General features: G+C 35.8%; 15 protein-coding genes. All 15 read right to left on the bottom strand.

From position 1 onward, the window contains the following. Positions 1-376: 376 nt before the first annotated feature. Positions 377-1,633: a competence/damage-inducible protein A gene (locus ABE048_RS15930; protein WP_430312256.1), complete on the bottom strand. Its 1,257-nt coding sequence runs from the start codon at positions 1,631-1,633 to the stop codon at positions 377-379. A 127-nt stretch (positions 1,634-1,760) separates the two neighbouring features. Further along, positions 1,761-2,339 carry a CDP-diacylglycerol--glycerol-3-phosphate 3-phosphatidyltransferase gene (gene pgsA / locus ABE048_RS15925; RefSeq protein WP_430312255.1) on the bottom strand — a complete coding sequence of 193 codons (579 nt, stop codon included), beginning with the start codon at positions 2,337-2,339 and terminating at the stop codon, positions 1,761-1,763. Between the two features lie 48 nt (positions 2,340-2,387). Next, positions 2,388-3,314, bottom strand: a complete 927-nt coding sequence (locus ABE048_RS15920; protein ID WP_430312254.1) for a RodZ domain-containing protein — start codon at positions 3,312-3,314, stop codon at positions 2,388-2,390. A 17-nt stretch (positions 3,315-3,331) separates the two neighbouring features. Next, positions 3,332-4,132 (bottom strand): DUF3388 domain-containing protein, encoded by an 801-nt coding sequence (locus ABE048_RS15915; protein ID WP_430312253.1) that lies wholly within the window; start codon positions 4,130-4,132, stop codon positions 3,332-3,334. A gap of 193 nt (positions 4,133-4,325) precedes the next feature. Then, positions 4,326-4,583, bottom strand: coding sequence for a DUF3243 domain-containing protein (locus ABE048_RS15910; RefSeq protein ID WP_430312252.1), 258 nt, complete (start codon positions 4,581-4,583; stop codon positions 4,326-4,328). 42 nt (positions 4,584-4,625) lie between these two features. Beyond that, positions 4,626-5,354, bottom strand: coding sequence for an elongation factor P 5-aminopentanone reductase (ymfI, locus tag ABE048_RS15905; protein ID WP_430312250.1), 729 nt, complete (start codon positions 5,352-5,354; stop codon positions 4,626-4,628). Further along, positions 5,354-6,685 (bottom strand): EF-P 5-aminopentanol modification-associated protein YfmH, encoded by a 1,332-nt coding sequence (yfmH, locus tag ABE048_RS15900; protein ID WP_430312249.1) that lies wholly within the window; start codon positions 6,683-6,685, stop codon positions 5,354-5,356. Before yfmH ends, ymfI begins: the two co-directional genes overlap by 1 nt. Continuing rightward, on the bottom strand, positions 6,685-7,953 hold the full coding sequence (yfmF, locus tag ABE048_RS15895; protein ID WP_430312248.1) for an EF-P 5-aminopentanol modification-associated protein YfmF: 1,269 nt from the start codon (positions 7,951-7,953) through the stop codon (positions 6,685-6,687). The genes yfmH and yfmF overlap by 1 nt, the downstream gene beginning before the upstream one ends. A 408-nt stretch (positions 7,954-8,361) precedes the next feature. Next, positions 8,362-9,321, bottom strand: a complete 960-nt coding sequence (locus ABE048_RS15890) for an ABC transporter permease (RefSeq protein ID WP_430312247.1) — start codon at positions 9,319-9,321, stop codon at positions 8,362-8,364. 1 nt (position 9,322) lies between these two features. Then, entirely contained in the window at positions 9,323-10,372 is a 1,050-nt protein-coding gene (locus tag ABE048_RS15885) for an ABC transporter permease (protein WP_430312246.1), read from the bottom strand. After that, on the bottom strand, positions 10,372-11,910 hold the full coding sequence (locus tag ABE048_RS15880; RefSeq protein WP_430312245.1) for an ABC transporter ATP-binding protein: 1,539 nt from the start codon (positions 11,908-11,910) through the stop codon (positions 10,372-10,374). Before ABE048_RS15880 ends, ABE048_RS15885 begins: the two co-directional genes overlap by 1 nt. Positions 11,911-12,178: 268 nt before the next feature. Continuing rightward, positions 12,179-13,243, bottom strand: a complete 1,065-nt coding sequence (locus ABE048_RS15875) for a BMP family lipoprotein (protein WP_430312244.1) — start codon at positions 13,241-13,243, stop codon at positions 12,179-12,181. 61 nt (positions 13,244-13,304) lie between these two features. Further along, on the bottom strand, positions 13,305-14,033 hold the full coding sequence (locus ABE048_RS15870; protein ID WP_430312243.1) for a GntR family transcriptional regulator: 729 nt from the start codon (positions 14,031-14,033) through the stop codon (positions 13,305-13,307). A gap of 203 nt (positions 14,034-14,236) precedes the next feature. Beyond that, positions 14,237-16,579, bottom strand: a complete 2,343-nt coding sequence (locus ABE048_RS15865; protein ID WP_430312242.1) for a DNA translocase FtsK — start codon at positions 16,577-16,579, stop codon at positions 14,237-14,239. A gap of 96 nt (positions 16,580-16,675) precedes the next feature. Beyond that, a complete protein-coding gene (locus tag ABE048_RS15860) occupies positions 16,676-18,343 on the bottom strand; it encodes a ribonuclease J (RefSeq protein ID WP_430312241.1) in 1,668 nt (555 codons plus the stop codon). Position 18,344: the final 1 nt, after the last annotated feature.

Below are 18,344 nucleotides of genomic sequence, written 5' to 3'. Positions count from 1 at the left end.
TTCGCTTTCCGCGGGCGAGCGTTGAGCCTCCTCGGCAGCTCCTAGCTGCCTGCGGGGTCTCACCTGTCCCGCTTTCCCGCAGGAGTCTGCGCTAATTCCACATCAACAAAGATAGATATACAAGATTTTTATAATGAATTTTCAGCCTTTTTACTTTTTTAATGCCCTCCACTACTTTCCTAAGTGGCTTACAGCTCAAGCTTTTCCCGTAGGACTATGAATGAACCTCACTGAATTAACATCGCACAAAGGAAATGCGAATACATTCAAGGACTCGCCGTCGAAAGCGTTGCAAAGAACAAAATTGACTATCATGAAATGTTCGTATATTTTATATGAATTTTGCATTATCCAAATTGATTCAAATACTTAAAAATTAAAGTTTTGAATAACCTTTTTTAGATAATAATTGGATTAAATAGTGAAAAGCAAATTTTACTGCACGAAGACGGTTTGTATTTCGCATGCCTGATAATTGTAAGCGATACGTATATGGTTTATCATCATTAATTGCAATACCAATCCAAACTGTACCAGCAGGTTTGTCACCATGTGCTTCCGGCCCAGCTGCGCCTGTTAATCCAACACCAATATCTGTATTGAATTTCTCTTTCACAAGACGTGCCATTTCACCAGCACATTCAGCACTCACTACTCCAAATTGTTCAAGTATTTCTTCAGGCATACCTAGTTGTTCTTTTTTAACCTGTTCAGTGTAAGTAACCATTCCACCAAGTAAAGATTGGCTAATACCTGCATTTGATGCCAGTTCAGATTGGAATAGGCCAGCTGTTAAACTTTCAGCTGCTGCAATCGTTAGCTTATTGTTTATAAGCATTTCTGCTACTTTACTTGATAAAGAATCATCATCCACGCCATATAAATAATCACCAACACGAGCTAATATTTCTTCTTTTGTTTTATTGATCAATTCCCATGCTTTTTCATCATTTTTAGCATTTGCTGTAATACGTAGAGTCACTTCGCCATCTGAAGCAAGGGGGGCGATTGTTGGATTTGATTGTTTATCAAGTAAATCTTGTATACGTACTTCAAGCTCTGCTTCTCCTATTCCATAAAAACGTAACACATGTGATATAATCTTCGCACCTTCATGAAGTCTTGCTGCGAGCTTCGGCTTTGCTTCAAATTGGAACATAGGTTCAATCTCTTTTGGCGGTCCAGGAAGTAATATATATGTGCGATTGTCATGGTCAAAAATCATACCAGGTGCCATACCATGCTTATTTATTAATACTTCACAACCTTTTAACACTAGTGCTTGCTTACGATTATTTTCCGTCATGCTACGATTTTGTTTTACAAAAAAATCTTCAATCGATTTCATAGCGTAATCATCATAAACTAGCTCTGTTTGTAGATGTTTTGCAATTGTTTCTTTTGTTAAATCATCTTTTGTTGGACCTAAACCACCGGAAAAGATTATTAGATCTGCGCGTGATTCTGCAATTTTAATTGCCTCTTCTAATCGTCCAACATTATCCCCTACAACTGTATGATAGAACACATTAATTCCAAGTTCAGATAATTGTTTGGATATAAAACGTGCATTAGTATTTGTAATTTGACCTAATAATAATTCAGACCCTACAGCAATAATTTCTGTATTCATTCTTCAAATCCCCCTTATTATTGGTAAAAAAAAGGCTCATTCATTTGAATAATTCAAACGCCACTAATGTGGTTGCCAAACGAATATCTTTCGTCATGCAAAATGAGCCTAAACTTACTACATTCTATTATTTTGATTCTAATAATATTTTACGGTTTAACCAGAAGTAATCTATTCCTGACCAAATTGTGAAAATTAATGCTATATAAAGCATGATTGTACCAAATGGAATACCCCACATTTCAAAGAAAATGTTGTGAAGTAATAATGAGGCAATCGCCACGATTTGTGCCCATGTTTTGATTTTTCCAAGTTGGTTAGCCGCTACAACCTCACCTTGTTCTGCACAAATTAATCGTAAGCCTGTTACTGCAAACTCACGGCTAATAATAATAATAACAACCCAAGCAGGTGCATAACCCAATTCAACTAATAAAATAAATGCAGAAGATACAAGTAATTTATCTGCTAATGGATCTAAAAACTTCCCTAAATTTGTCACTAAATTGTATTTACGTGCATAGTGACCATCAATCCAGTCTGTTATAGATGCAATAATAAAAATCAAAGCCCCAACAAAATGTTCAACTGGTAATGTAACGCCCAATATGGACATATCTCCCCAGCCAAAATCTAATACCATGAAAAGAACAAAAATAGGAATTAGACAAATTCGAGAGACTGTGATTCTATTAGGAATATTCATTTCTTTCACCTTTCTTAGCAAAGGAAAAAGTCATCTTTTGAAAGATGACTACTTTGCTTCCTCGAATTTAATAACGATATTTTGAGTATAACGTTCTGCAGGAGTTGCTGCAAATTTAATCTTCTCATCGTTTACATATACTGTACCATTTGCAGAGGCTCCAAGTCGAACACGGACGCTTTTTTTGCCTGTAGCATCAACATCAATTTCATCGCCATTATTATACATTTGTTGTGGATTGTATGTCGTTGCTTCATTTGAGATTTCAGTACCATTCTCATCTTGAATACCAACCCAAGTACTACCTGTTAGTTTTACTTTAATTTTAAAGTCTTTCGCATTTGTTAAAGTATAAGTAGTTGTAACACTATCACTTTCTAAAATACCTTTTGAGATTTTTTGTTTTGTTTCATTCGCTTGATCTTTTGCTGCTTGATCCTGTTTTGCTTGTGTATCAGTAGCAGAATTTCCTTTTACTTCTTTATCCTTATTACTATTTGATTGAACATCAGTTGATTCAACCTTAACGTCTTGTTGTTGCTTCGGTTCATCCACTACATCGTTACTAGAGTTATGTTGTTTTAAGAACCAAATAGCCGCAATAATAATGATGATAAATAAGGCAACAATTATTTTTGGCATCCAATCTGAACTACTTTTAGCCGCCTTTTTCGTCAGACTACGTCGTTGTTGAGGTTGTTGGATGTTCGCCGTTGCTGTTACATTTTCTACAGTTTTGTTGGCAGGAATATCTCCTTTGTAGGTTTCTAACAATTCATTAGTATCTAAACCAACTGCATCTGCATATTGCTTAATAAATGCTCGTACATAAAATGTTCCAGGCATAATACTGTAATTGCCTTCTTCAATCGCAGAAAGATAACGCTTTTGAATTTTTGTAATTTCCTGTAAATCATCCAGACTAAACCCTTTTGACACTCTCGCTTCCTTTAAACGAGCTCCTAATTCTGTCAATTGTATACACCTTCCTGTTAAAAATTAAATCCTCCAAAACCACCGAAACCATCCGAATCTTGTAAAAAGCTATTATTACGCTCTAGCACTTCGTATGTAATTTCTTCATCTGGATGATGTCTTAATTCGATAATATAATCAAAGTCTTCAATTGTATATTCAGAATGTTGCACGAACATATCAGGATGTTCGATTACGATAATTGTCGGTAATTGCATAATTTCCCGAACTAATTGTTGATGTCGTTCATCAGAAGAACGTCTAGTAACAATTCCATCAAGGATGAACACATTATTACTGTTAAATTCATCACCAAGTAATCGATTGCGTATTGTTTGTTTTATCATTGTAGATGATAGAAATAACCAACGTTTGTTTGCACAAACACTAGCGGCGACGATTGACTCAGTCTTTCCAACGCGAGGCATACCGCGTATTCCTATTAACTTACGACCTTCTTTTTTGAAAATTTCAGCCATAAAATCTACAAGTATACCTAGTTCATCACGAACAAAACGAAACGTTTTCTTCTCATCCGCCTCTCGTTGAATATAACGACCATGTCGAATGGCTAAACGATCTCGAGTGGTAGGTTGTCGAAATTTCGTAACTTTTATCATTTCCATTGTCGAAACAATATTTCTAAATCGTTCAATTTGTTCTTCGTTTTCAGCACGTAATAGCATACCTCTTCGTACTTGATCGACACCATTTATCGTTACGATATTAACTCTAAGCATACCTAATAATGACGCAATATCACCTAATAATCCGGGGCGATTGACTTGTATTTCATATTCAAAATACCATTCTTTCACATACAACGATCCCTTCTATTATAAGACGCTTAAGACATTTCTATGTTCCATAATAGCCGATTTTTGTACATATGAAAAGAAAAAAACGAAGGGGTTGCCTTAAAAGTGTAAAAAAACACTATAAAGGCAACCCCACGTACTTCATAAGTACTGTAATAGCCTCTTCTGCGGTTAATCGACACAGAAAAAACAACTACTGTAGATTCTTACTTTGCACTAGTTTAAGAACGCAATTCGCTAATGCTTCTTTTTCATTTTCGGATGCAACGCCCCACAAATCAGAGAGTACGCGTTCTTGTTCATTTTTAGGATCAACATTTTTAGCTAAATACTCACCGATTTGTAACGCTGCTTGTTGAATTATTTTATTAGGCATACCAGCATGCTCGGCCTGTGCAACATTTTGCCCTAAAAAGCTTGTCCATTTTTGCCAATTTTCAATGATAGGCATATAACCCCTCCTTCACATATCAAGTATGTGTAAAGATCATAATTATATGTACCAGCCACCATTAATTCTCATAATTTGTCCTGTTATATAATCTGCTTTTCCAGATTGCAAAAACGCTACTAAATAGGCTACTTCTTCAGGTTTTCCAGCACGTTCTAACGGAATATCTAATAACAGTGAAGACATTTCTTCATCATTTAGATGACCATTCATCTTCGTATCAATTAAACCAGGCGCTACCGCATTGACACGTATACCATTATATGAAACTTCTTGGGCATATGCTTTTACAAATGCATGAATTGCACCTTTAACAGTGGAATACAGTGTTTCTCCAGCTCCACCAGCTTCTCCCCAAATTGAACCAATCATTGTAATATAGCTTACTTGATGTTGACGTAATTTTGAAGAAAGTAAGCCAATCAACTGAATAGGGGTTTGGACATGTACTTTCCATAGAGCATTCATCTCTTCAACAGTAGTATCTTCAACAAGCTTATATAGTGCTTGACCACTAGCAACAACAATTGCTTTTAATGAAAATACAGATTGAGCAATGGTTGTTGCTGCAAATTCATCTGTTAAATCCGCATGTATCGTCATGAATTCTTGGTCTGGGTATGTTCTGATTAATTCATCACTCAAAACTTGTACCGTATCCACGTGATGATTGTATTGCATATATAAAGACCAACCGTGGTCTGCTAGTTCACGGCAAATGGCACTTCCGATTGAACCGGAAGCGCCTAATACTAAAGCAAATTTTTTCATTATGAATTTTGACCTTCTTTTGCTGTATCTGATTCAGCATTGACCTCTAAAGGTAAAATTTTAAAGACAGTTTGTTGAGATTCACCTTGTAAAGATTTAAAAGCTAGTTGAACATCTTCTACAGTCAACTCTTCAATAGCCGATACGGAATCAAATAAATTCATATCATTGAACTTATAACGTGTAAATTGATTTGCTATAAATTCAATTGAATTAAGAGCTCTTAAGTTAAAACCAATTCTGCGACGTTTTACTCGTTCTAATTCGTCTTGACCAAATGGCCATTTTTCCTCTGTTTTTTTCAATTGTTCTTTAATCGCTTCAATTAATTTATCAGGTTGATGCGTATCAGAGCCGATCATGGCGAATCCAAAACCATGTTCTAAAGAAAAATCATATGAGTAGGACTCATCAATTAACCCTTCTTCATATACTTTTGTATAGAAATCAGAAGAACGACCAAATAAAATATCTAGTGTTAAACTAATCGCAAGTTCATGCTTCAACATATCACGGCCTGATAAGTTAGTCTCTTTTGCTTTAAGACCTACGGACACCTTGGATTTTGAAACATCCATACGTAATGAGCGTTCAGGGATAGCTACTCCACTTTGTTCATTTACTTCAATACGTTTAATCGGAGTAGGTTCTGCAAATTCTTTTTTCGCTTGGTTTTCGCGAATGGCTGCCATCATTTCCTCTGGTTCTAATGCTCCAATTGCAAATAAAAGCATATTAGATGGATGATAGAACGTGTGATAGCATGTGTATAAATGATCCGCTGTAATTTGGTCAATCGATTCTATAGTACCTGCAATATCAATTTTCACAGGATGTTCTTTAAACATATTTTCAATCGTACCAAAGTAAAGACGCCAATCGGGTTGGTCATCATACATTGTAATTTCTTGACCAATAATCCCCTTTTCCTTATTCACTGTTTTTTCAGTGAAATATGGTTCCTGTACAAAGTTTAGTAAAGTTTCTGTACTTTCATAAAGATGATTCGTTGCAGAAAATAAATACGCTGTTCTTGTAAATGAAGTGAAAGCATTAGCAGATGCACCATACTCACTAAATTTTTGGAACACATCTCCATCTTCTTTTTCGAACATTTTATGTTCTAAAAAATGGGCAATTCCATCTGGTACTGTAATTGCCTCTTGTTCACCAAGTGGCACAAAAGAACGGTCAACTGAACCATATTTTGTCGTAAACGTTACAAATGTTTTAGAAAAGCCCTTTTTCGGTAAAATATAGACATCTAATCCATTCTCTAGCTTTTCATAATAAAGTGTTTCATCTAATTGATCAAAACGAATTGTTTCCATTATTTTTTGTCCTCCATTCCACTTAAGAAATAGACGGTTTCTTTATGCAATTGCTTAGCCATATCTACAACGTCTTGTTTTGTCACAGCTTGCCATTTTGCTTGCCATGCTTCCACATTGAAATCTTCGTCCAAATCTTTATATTGATCGTAAATTTCAATCTGACCTCGTGCAGAATCCAAAGCTTCTTTTAATTGGTTTTGAAGCATTGCTTTTGTCTGTGTCATTTCCAAATCTGTTATTTCACCATTTTGCATAACAGTCAATTGATCATCAATTAATTGAGTAGCTTTCTTTTCATTTTCAGCATCAATTCCAGACATTACATACACTAAACCATATTGTGCTGAGTATGAACTTGAGCAATAATAAGCCATACTTTCTTTTTCACGAACATTCATGAATAATTTCGAATGAGCATAACCACCAAAAATACCATTAAAGATCTGCATTTTCGGAAAATCCGCATCTTTAAAGAAAACAGGTGTAGTAAAACCAATGTGCAGTTTTCCTTGTTTCATATCTTGTGTTTCTTTCACATAGGAATCTGTTGGTTGAATTTTAGGTAAAACACTGTTTTCAAATACTGATTTTCGGTCTCCAAATGGGAATGCTCTTTTTAAATCTTCAACCATTTTCGCTTCATCAATATCACCGACTACATAGATATCAATCACATCTTCAGCAAGCATGCGTTGATATGTATCAGTTAAAGTTTGTGGTGTGATAGCTTCAACAGCTGGTATCGTCCCATTTGCAGAAGTGGAGGCTGGATGATTTGGCGCTAAGATTTTCGTTAAACGATTTTGTGCATAGCGTGATTTATCATCAAAAATCGATTGAATACGTTCTTTGACCATTTCTTTTTCGCGTGCAACGATGTTTTCTTTAAAAACATTATTCTCAAAATTCGGTTCAAAAATCACGGTATGCATTAATTCTAAAACTTTCCCTAATACATCACCATGTTTCAAATAATGATCATTAACAGTCTCAACGTTTAATAAAACGGTATGTTCGTTTCCTTTTTTAGTTGTATCTAAATATAATACTGTACCGTATAAATCATCTAGATACATACGCATACTAGCAGTAGATGGGAATTTGGCATTACTATGTTGCAATACATTTGATAAAACAGTTCTTGCTGCAGCCTCCTTTTCCTCTAAAGGTCTTCGTAATTTCAGCGAAAAATTCACTGTTTTAAATTGATCGGTTACTCTTGTATGAATATGAACGTCTTTTGCTACTTCTATAGTGTTAAACATTCAAACCCCTCCTATCTACTTAATATAACAAACCATTACTCCAACTATACATGGCAATTGAATAAAATTGCAACTAATGTAAAAGTAGGTTGCAAATTAGACTTTTGCACTAAACACATTACCTCTATTTTAATTTTCTAATATCCACTTTATCTTTCGTTTTCAACTAAAACATATTACGAAAAGAACTTATGTACATATGTGTTTTCCAAATAAAATTCAGTTATTTTGTTTAGCTAATACACCAGCACTCTCAGCACACAAACCGCTTAAACCCACTGCGTTTTTTTACACAATTTGTTTTTTAGCAGGCATGCCGTGGCGTGCACCCTTACTTCTCAACTTTTTAGAACCTTTAAAATCAAAAAAGACTGAGCTAATGCCCAGTCTTTTTTGGTTAAATCACAATTAGCGTTTACCTTTTATATATGGTGTACCAGATGCTTTCGGCGCTCTCGCTTTACCGATAAATCCAGCTAAAGCTAAGATCGTTAATACATAAGGTAAGATTAGCAAAATGACATCAGGTACATCTTTGATTACTGGAATTGAAGCTCCAGCAATACTTAAAGACTGTGCAAAACCAAAGAATAGAGCTGCACCCATTGCTCCTAGTGGATGCCATTTACCAAATATCATAGCTGCAATAGCCATGAAACCTTGTCCACTGATTGTACCTTGACTGAAGTTTCCTGCAATTGCTTGTGCATAAATTGCACCACCGATACCACCAAGTGCACCTGAAATCATTACTGCAATGTAACGCATTTTCGTTACATTAACACCCATTGTATCTGCAGCCATTGGATGTTCCCCCACAGCACGCAAACGTAAACCAAATGGTGTTTTATAGATTACAAGCCAAGCAATAAATGCAACGGCAATCGCTAAAATAGATGTACCATAAACATCCGTAAAGAACATTTTCCCTAAAATCGGAATATCCTTTAATCCTGGAATATCAAAACGAGAAAATCGTTCTGCAATTGAATCCGTTTGACCTTTGTCATATAACATCTTAACTGAGAATACAGCAATCGCTAAGCCTAACATATTAAGTGCAACCCCTGCAACCGTTTGGTCAGCACGGAATGATACGGCCGCTACTGCTAAAATTAGTGAGAACAAAGTACCTACAACCATCGCAACAAGTAACCCTACCCAAGGTGTCCATCCACCGAGAGAATCTGCAAATGTTAAGTTGAAGACAATACTGCTGAAGGCCCCTATAATCATTACACCTTCAAGACCAATGTTAACGACACCTGATCTTTCAGTGAATACACCGCCAATTGCGGTCACTATTAATGGTGCTGCATAGAAAATAGCAGAAGGAACAATGAAATATAACACTTCTAAGAAACTCATGTTATTTTTCCTCCTTTTTTTTCTTACTTAAACGTTCAAGTGTTATTCGAATGATATAACCTGATGCTACAAAGAAAATAATCAAGGCAATTACAATTGATACGATTTCTACTGGGATTCCAGCTTCGTTTGGCATATTTAGTCCACCATTTTTTAATGACCCAAAGAGTATTGCTCCTAGTAATACACCAAATGGTTGGTTTGCACCTAATAAGGCAACTGCGATCCCATCAAAACCGATACCAGTAAATGCTGTCATCTTAGAAATATTACCGAATGTACCTAGCGCTTCCATTGCTCCGCCAAGACCAGCGAAGATACCAGATATCACCATAGCAAGAACGATATTTTTACTTACATTCATACCTGCATAATCCGATGCGTGTTGATTAAATCCAACAGATTTTAGCTCGAAACCACGTGTCGTTTTCTCTAATAAGAACCACATGACGATTACTGCTATTATTGCTATTACAAATCCCCAATGCAATCTAGAATAATCTGTGATAGATTCAAAGAATGGAGATCTAAGAGATGCAGAATCATGAATCTTTTCAGTTTTTTCCCCACCATCAGATAATGCCGTAATTGCCGCATTTGCTACATGAAGTGCTATATAGTTCATCATAATCGTAACAATAACCTCATGCACTTGTAATTTAGCTTTTAGTAAACCTGGAATTAACGCCCATAATCCTCCTGCAACTGCTGCTGCTAATAATGCTAATGGAAGATGAATTATTTTAGGTAGATCAAATGCATAACCTACATACGCTGCTGCTAACCAACCTACAATCAATTGTCCTTCTACACCGATGTTAAATAACCCAGTACGGAATGCAAAGGCTACAGCTAAACCAGCAAATACATATGGTGTAATTTGGCGGATTGTTTCACCAATGTTATAACTATTACCAAATACCCCATTCCATAATGCGATATAACCATCTACTGGGCTAAACCCACTGACAAGCATCACAATTGCACCTACGATTAGGCCTAAGATGATCGAAATGACAGGGACAAGAATATTTGTCGTACGTTTAGACACTATTCGTCACCTACCTTTTTTTGATCATTGTGGAGTGATTGACCAGCCATTAATAAACCTAGTTCTTGTTCAGTTGTTTCATGAGGTGATACTGTATCAATAATAGAACCATCATGAATTACCGCAATCGTATCTGAAACATTCATTACTTCATCTAATTCAAACGAGATAAGTAAAACTGCTTTACCTTTATCACGTTGTTCAATTAGACGTTTGTGGATAAATTCAATTGCACCTACGTCTAATCCACGTGTAGGTAATGCTGCAATAAGTAATTCTGGATCACGATCAATTTCACGACCAATAATTGCTTTTTGTTGGTTACCACCTGATAATGCACGTGCAGGAGTCATTTCGTTCGGTGTACGTACATCAAACTCTTCAATAATTTTCTTGGCAATATCATTTACTGTTTTATAATCGATAATACCGCCTTTAGAAACTGGTTTTTGATAATAAGTTTGTAAAACGATATTATGTCCAATCGGAAAGTCTAATACAAGGCCATGCTTGTGACGGTCTTGAGGAATATGCCCAATTCCTGATTCTGTAATTTTACGAGGTTTTAACCCTATAATATTCTTACCTTTTAAAGTGACGTTCCCACGTTTCACCTTGCGAAGACCAGTTATTGCCTCGATTAGTTCTGATTGACCATTTCCATCAATCCCTGCAATCCCAACAATTTCCCCAGCTCGAACGGTAAGGTTTAAATTCTTAACTTTATCTACACCACGATTATCGGCAACAGTTAAGTTTTCGATATTTAATACAACGTCAGTAGGATGTGCTTCCGTTTTTTCAGTCTTGAAGACAACATGTCGACCAACCATCATTTCAGCAAGTTGATCTGGGTTTGTTTCAGCTGTAGTAACAGTTCCAATCCCTTTACCTTTACGAATAATTGTTACACGATCTGAAACTTCCATAATTTCTTTTAATTTATGTGTAATTAAAATAATGGATTTACCTTCTTTTATAAGGCGTTTCATGATTTGTATCAATTCTGTAATTTCTTGAGGTGTTAGGGACGCTGTTGGTTCATCGAAGATTAGGATTTCAGCACCACGATATAATGTTTTTAAAATTTCAACACGTTGTTGCATTCCAACTGAAATGTCTTCAATTTTAGCATTTGCGTCTACGTTTAAACCGTATTTTTCAGATAGTGCTTGTACTTTTTTCGCTGCATCACGAATATTGATCAAACCCATTTTAGTAGGTTCGCTACCTAAAATGATATTTTCAGTCACCGTGAAATTTTCAACTAACATAAAGTGTTGATGAACCATACCAATTCCAAGATCATTTGCTTTGCTAGGATCTGTAATTTTGACATCCTTGCCATGAACTTTGATTGTACCTGCTTCTGGTTGATATAAACCAAATAGCACGTTCATCAATGTCGATTTCCCTGCACCGTTCTCTCCTAATAGTGCATGAATCTCGCCTTTTTTTAGCTGAAGGGTGATGTTATCATTTGCTACGAAATCGCCAAATTGTTTGCGAATTCCAAGCATCTCTATCACATATTCCAATGTGTTCACTCCCTTGGACACTATAAATTTATGAGTGTAATTAATAAACTAACAAGGTTAAAAAATTAACACAAGAAAGCATTTAAAGAGGGAGAGGAATTATTTTCAGAATATTAACGTCTGAAGATTAATATCTGTAATTTTACAAAAATAGATTTTATAAAAAATCCTCTTAAATCTTCAAATACCTTCATCTATTAATTTTTTAATAGATAAAAACATCATAAAGACCTGGAGATACTGGCCTTTATGATGATAATGGTTAATATTATTTTCCTGGTTTTTCAGGAACTTTAATTTCACCACTAATAATTTTTGCTTTATAATCGTCAACTTTCTTTTGTGTTTCTGGAGTAATCGCACCACGAGAATCAGCTAAGTCAACACCATTGTCTTTTAAACCAAAAGTAATCAATTCACCACCAGGGAATTTACCATCTTTAGTTTGTTTAGCTACTTGTTCTGCTGCAATATCAACACGTTTTAATACTGAAGTTAAAGTAACGTTTGTTTTATCATCCACTTTACCTTCATCATATTGGTCACGGTCAACACCGATTACCCATACATCAGCATTTGGATCTTTTTTCTTACGTTCTTTCGCTTCTGTGAATAATCCATTACCTGTACCACCAGCTGCGTGGAAGATAATATCAGAACCAGAATCATACATACGTTTAGCAATTGCTTGACCTTTTGCAGCATCGCCAAATGTACCTGCATATTGAACATCAACTTTTACTTTTGGATTAGCAGCTTTAGCACCTGCAACGAAGCCTGCTTCAAATCCGCCAATGATGTCACCTTCCATACCACCGATGAAACCAATTTTACCAGTTTTAGATTGTAATGCTGCTGCAGCACCTGCTAAATAAGAAGCTTCGTTTGCTTTGAACATAATTGAAGCGACATTGTCTTGACCTTCAACTACTGAGTCGATGATAGCAATTTTGGCATCTTTTTGTTGTTTTGCTACTTCTGATACAGAGTCATGTAAATTAAAGCCTACAGCGTATACTAAATCAAAGTTGCGGCGGATCAAGCCGTTAAGGTTCGTATTGTAATCACTTTCAGAATTAGATTGTAGGTAATCATAACCACCATTACCTTTAGATAAGCCATTGTCTTTACCGAATTTTTGAATACCTTCCCAAGTCGATTGGTTGAATGACTTATCATCAATACCGCCAACGTCAGTCACCATTGCTACTGAGAATGAATTTTTGTCACTGCCTTTTTTTGTTTCTGTTGCATCCTTTGAACCACAAGCTGCTAGTAATGTACCAGATGCTAGAAGTGCAGAAAGTGCTAAACCGATTTTACGTGTTTTCACTTGAAATCCCCCCAAAAGTAAGTTATATTGTTTTTTTCGATAGCAGGAATGAATACTTATTTTACACACGTTTTCGTACTACATGGAAACTGAATTTATCAGCTCTGAAATAATTACGTGAATAGAGCACCACACGATCGTTATCATCATAATGGAGCTGTTTTAAAACTAAGAGCGCTGTTTCACGCCCACATTGTAATATTGGAGAAACTTGACTATGATAGCCAACTGGATCAATAAATGTAACTGCATAAGCTACATGAATTTCCCCAGACTCCTCTAAGGCCGAGAAAATGGATGAATTATGTCGAAGCAAGAAGTCTGCTGGTAAATATTTTGCAGGTACTTGGTCCACACAATACACGACCGGTTCACCGTCTGCTGTACGCACACGTTCAATCGTTATTAATGATTCATCAGCATCACATTGAAAGCGTTTTATATCTTCTTCATTCGAAAGCTGCTCGGAAGAACTTATGTAGTTTGTACCGGGCTGCATTCCAGCATCCTCTATCATAGAGGAAATACTTGAGAGTTGTTCAATACCCGATGTAAATAAAGGTTTCGGATTAACAAAGGTACCAACACCATGTCTTCGAACAATAATATTTTCTTCTTCCAACAGTCTTAAAGCTTCACGAAGTGTTGCACGACTGACTCCAAGTGATTTCGATAATTCAAATTCAGAAGGTAGTTTTTCATTTTCTTTGTAAACACCTTGATCAATATCTGCCTTTAAATGATCAATCACTTGAAGATAGAGATGACGATGATCAGACTTAATTGTCATATAAACCACCACCAAAAGAGATCAGAGATCAGACATCAGACGTAAAACATTCCTACTAATCAGACATTACTATACCATTTTTGTTTAGGTAAATAAATAACTTTCAGAAAAAACTGTGTTAAAACAGATATTTTTTTATATTACTATTCTAATATAGGTATTTTTTTACATTCTCTGGTTAATATCAAAATTATCTATTAAAATTATTTTCCAATCAGGACCTCTCTTGGTTTGCTTTTTTCAGCCGGACCAACAATCCCTCTTTCCTCCATCTGATCCATTATACGTGCAGCTCTTGCATAGCCAATTTTAAGTTTTCTTTGAAGGAAAGATACAGATGCAGTGTCTTGTGAAGCAACTAATTGAACGGCCTCTTCAAACAGATCATCTGTATCATCTAAATCTTGAATTTCTTCTTCATCAGTTGGAATCATTTCCTCTTGGTATTGGGCTTTTTGCTGTGCTATAACAAAATCAACAATCTGTTCTACTTCCTGATCAGAAACAAAAGCACCTTGTACCCGCACAGGTTTCGATTCTCCAGCTGGTAAGAATAACATATCTCCTCTACCTAAAAGACGTTCAGCGCCACCCATATCAAGGATTGTGCGAGAATCAATAGCAGAAGATACAGCAAAAGCAATTCGGGATGGTATATTCGCTTTAATAATACCCGTGATTACATCGACACTTGGCCTTTGCGTAGCAATGATTAAGTGAATTCCTGCAGCACGTGCCATTTGTGCTAATCGAGTAATTGAATCTTCCACATCGCTAGAAGCAACCATCATTAAATCTGCTAATTCATCAACTATGACCACTATAAATGGCATTTTAGGATGTTTTTCTCCGTTTTCCTCATTGAATCGCTCAATTTGTTCGTTATAGCCCTCAATATTACGTGTTCCAGTATGTGAAAATAAATCATAACGTCTCTCCATTTCAGAGACTACTTTTTTCAATGCTTGAGAAGCTTTACGAGCATCTGTTACAACTGGCGCAAGTAAATGAGGGATTCCATTATAAACATTCAATTCAACCATTTTAGGGTCAATCATCATCATTTTAACTTCATGGGGCTTTGCTCTCATTAATATGCTAATGATAATGCCGTTAATACATACGGATTTACCACTACCTGTTGAACCAGCTACAAGTAAGTGTGGCATTTTGTTCAATTTCGCTAGTTTTGCTTCACCCGTAATATCTCTTCCTAAACCGATTAACAATTTCTCATCAGGTTTATTGTTTTGTTTAGATTCTAACACTTCACGCAGACTTACAATTGCAACTTCCTTATTTGGCACTTCAATTCCAACTGCTGATTTGCCTGGAATTGGTGCTTCTATACGTATATCTTTTGCCGCAAGTGCTAATGCTAAATCATCTTGTAACCCAACTATTTTACTTACTTTTACGCCTCGATCAGGTAAAACTTCATATTCAGTTACAGCTGGTCCTAAGTGAACTTGAGTAACTGTCGCTTTGACACCAAAAGATTGGAAAGTTTGTTCTAATTTACGCGCATTATCTTGAATTAATTCAAATTCACCACTTTGGTCAGTATGTGGTGGAAGTTTCAAGTAATTCATTGCAGGTAATTGATACGCTTTATTTTCAACCACATCGGAGGTATCAATCGGTGGATGATCTACATCTATATGTAAATCTCCCTCACCTATTACTGGCATTTCTGGTTTAGAATGATCTTCTTGAACTCTCTGTGTAAAGGCAGAAATAATCGGTTCTCTACGTTCTTCTAATACCGGCTCAATTTCTGTTGCTGCATGATGCTCTTCATCATGAATCGTTGAGTCTGACTTCTCTTTTTTTCGATTTCTTCGAGAATTGACTTTCTTTTCATCTTCCTTTTTCTTTTTCGCTTCTTGGCGTCTACTTATAGAATCCCCAGAATCTTTTTTCATTTGAAGGATTGATTTTTTTATGGATGGCCATTTGCTAGCCAAATACGGAATAAGCGCTTTTCCTGTAATTAAAACAATGCCAATGAGTACCATTAACCAACCGGCAATTTTAGCACCTGCAGAGTCAAATAATGCATAAAAACATGCAAATAACACTGCACCAATCATACCACCGCCTAATGCGTGGCTATGATCTTGTATACCACCACTAGTAATTAATATTCGCCATGTCTCTTTTAAAACGGAATTACTTTGAATTGCATTCCCTTCAAATAGTTGTTCAAACAATGCGATATGACTAAATAATGTTAGTCCCCCTGTAATTAGCAAACTTCCTAATATTAATCGATTTTTTAAATTGGGGACCGTTCGTTTCAACATTAATAAAAGTGCACTAACGATAAATAAAAACGGAACAATTATTGCCCAGTTTCCAAATAAAAATAGTGCTATAAATTGAAACAATCTCCCTACAGGACCATATTCAAAAAATATAATAATTGCAAACCCAATTAAAATGAGACCAATAATTTCATACATTAATGGATGCGATGGTGTATCTTTTTTTGTTTTTGATGATGCTTTTTTTGACTTTGCAGGTCCCTTTTTTGCTATTGCCATGCCTCCACCTACTCTCTTTTATCTTCATGTATTGAAAGGAAAAAAGGATTTCCTACCAATCTTGAGGTTAGGAAATCCTTTTTGTCCGCTTACGCATTAATATTCCATAATAATAGGGATTATCATTGGTCGACGTTTCGTTTTTTGGAATAAATAAGAGTTTAGCGTGTCACGGATTTCTTGTTTTATATTTGTCCATTCATATGATCCTTTATTCACATATTTTTCGACAACTGCTTTTACTAATTCAGAAGATTCACTTAGTAACTCTTCAGATTCTCTTACATAAACAAATCCACGAGATAAAATTTCTGGACCTGAGGCAATTTTTTTCTGTTGACGATTAATCGTTACAACAACGATAAAAATTCCATCTTGGCTAAGTAATTTACGATCACGTAAGACAATATTACCTACATCACCGACACCAATACCATCGATTAAAACATTGCCAGCCGTTACTCGGCCACTCATACGCATTTTACCGCCTTTATATTCAACGATATCCCCTTTATCAGCAATAAAGATTTGAGATTTAGATAGACCTGTTTGTTGAGCTAATTTAGAGTGCGCAATCAGCATACGATATTCCCCTTGAATTGGGATAAAGTATTTTGGTTGCATAAGATTCAACATCAATTTCAAATCTTCTTGAGCACCATGGCCTGAAACATGAACCTTAGTATCAGCTGATAAAACTTTAGCACCTGCTTTCGCAAGACTATTCATTGTATCAGCAATTTGTACCTCCATATCTGGTGAAGGTGTAAATGTAATTAGTACTGTATCTGTAGTTTTAATACGGATATCACGGTGGTGTTTTCGGATGATTTTTTCTAATCCTTCTAGTGGTTCACCTTGTTTACCTGTAATAATTGCTACAATTTCATCATCGGCATAGTCGTTAATTTTACTAATTGGAATAATTCGTTCAGGATCTACAGACAGATAACCTAAACGCATACCTATTTCAAATACATGTTCTAAACTACGGCCTACAATTGCTATTTTACGATCATCAGCTGTTGCTTGATCGAATACTTGTTGAATGCGTATAAAGTTTGATGCATAAAGAGCAACTAAAATTCTTCCTTCTGCTTGATGGAATGTTTTTGCAAGTTTTTCACGAATTACGTTTTCTGGGATCGTATATCCAGGGCGTTCTGCCTCTGTTGAATCAGACATTAAGATGAAAACACCTTCTTCACCTAATGTAGCCATTTTCGCAATATCCGGTTTGTATTTACCTTGTGCTGATTGGTCAAATTTAAATTCTCCAGTATGCACAATTGCACCTTCTGAAGTATGGAAAGCAATCCCTAAAGAGTCTGGAATACTATGTGTTGTGTGGAAAAATGTTACATGCGTAGATTGGAAATTCATACGACTCTTTTTCGTTACTTCAAAGAATTTAACCGGGTATGGAGCAGGTAAATCTTTTAAATGCTCTTTTGCTAATGCAATTGTCAATTTAGAACCGTAGACAGGTGCATTCACTTTTTGTAAAAGATATGCTATTGAACCAATCGCATCTTCATGACCGTGTGTTAGGAAAATACCTTTCACACGCGTTTTATTTTCTTCTAAGTACGACATATCAGGAATCACGTAATCTATTCCTAACATATCATCCTCAGGAAACATAAGTCCACTATCTACGACAAAAAGCTCTTCATCGATTTCAACGACATACATAGCTTTGCCGATTTCACTAACGCCACCTAGTGGAATGACGCGAATAACTTCATTTTTTGTTTTTACCACT

This window comes from Rummeliibacillus pycnus (assembly GCF_050459865.1).
Classification (GTDB): Bacteria; Bacillota; Bacilli; order Bacillales_A; family Planococcaceae; genus Rummeliibacillus; species Rummeliibacillus pycnus_B.
The sequence above is the reverse complement of the archived record's forward strand: the minus strand, read 5'-3'. Positions and strand labels throughout refer to the sequence as shown.

Excerpts from the sequence above, each read along its gene's own strand:
- ABE048_RS15865 (WP_430312242.1), bottom strand. The coding sequence starts at position 16,579 with ATGGCAATAGCAAAAAAGGGACCTGCAAAGTCAAAAAAAGCATCATCA.
- yfmH (WP_430312249.1), bottom strand. The coding sequence starts at position 6,685 with ATGGAAACAATTCGTTTTGATCAATTAGATGAAACACTTTATTATGAA.
- ABE048_RS15870 (WP_430312243.1), bottom strand. The coding sequence starts at position 14,033 with ATGACAATTAAGTCTGATCATCGTCATCTCTATCTTCAAGTGATTGAT.
- pgsA (WP_430312255.1), bottom strand. The coding sequence starts at position 2,339 with ATGAATATTCCTAATAGAATCACAGTCTCTCGAATTTGTCTAATTCCT.
- yfmF (WP_430312248.1), bottom strand. The coding sequence starts at position 7,953 with ATGTTTAACACTATAGAAGTAGCAAAAGACGTTCATATTCATACAAGA.
- ymfI (WP_430312250.1), bottom strand. The coding sequence starts at position 5,354 with ATGAAAAAATTTGCTTTAGTATTAGGCGCTTCCGGTTCAATCGGAAGT.
- ABE048_RS15930 (WP_430312256.1), bottom strand. The coding sequence starts at position 1,633 with ATGAATACAGAAATTATTGCTGTAGGGTCTGAATTATTATTAGGTCAA.
- ABE048_RS15910 (WP_430312252.1), bottom strand. The coding sequence starts at position 4,583 with ATGCCTATCATTGAAAATTGGCAAAAATGGACAAGCTTTTTAGGGCAA.
- ABE048_RS15890 (WP_430312247.1), bottom strand. The coding sequence starts at position 9,321 with ATGAGTTTCTTAGAAGTGTTATATTTCATTGTTCCTTCTGCTATTTTC.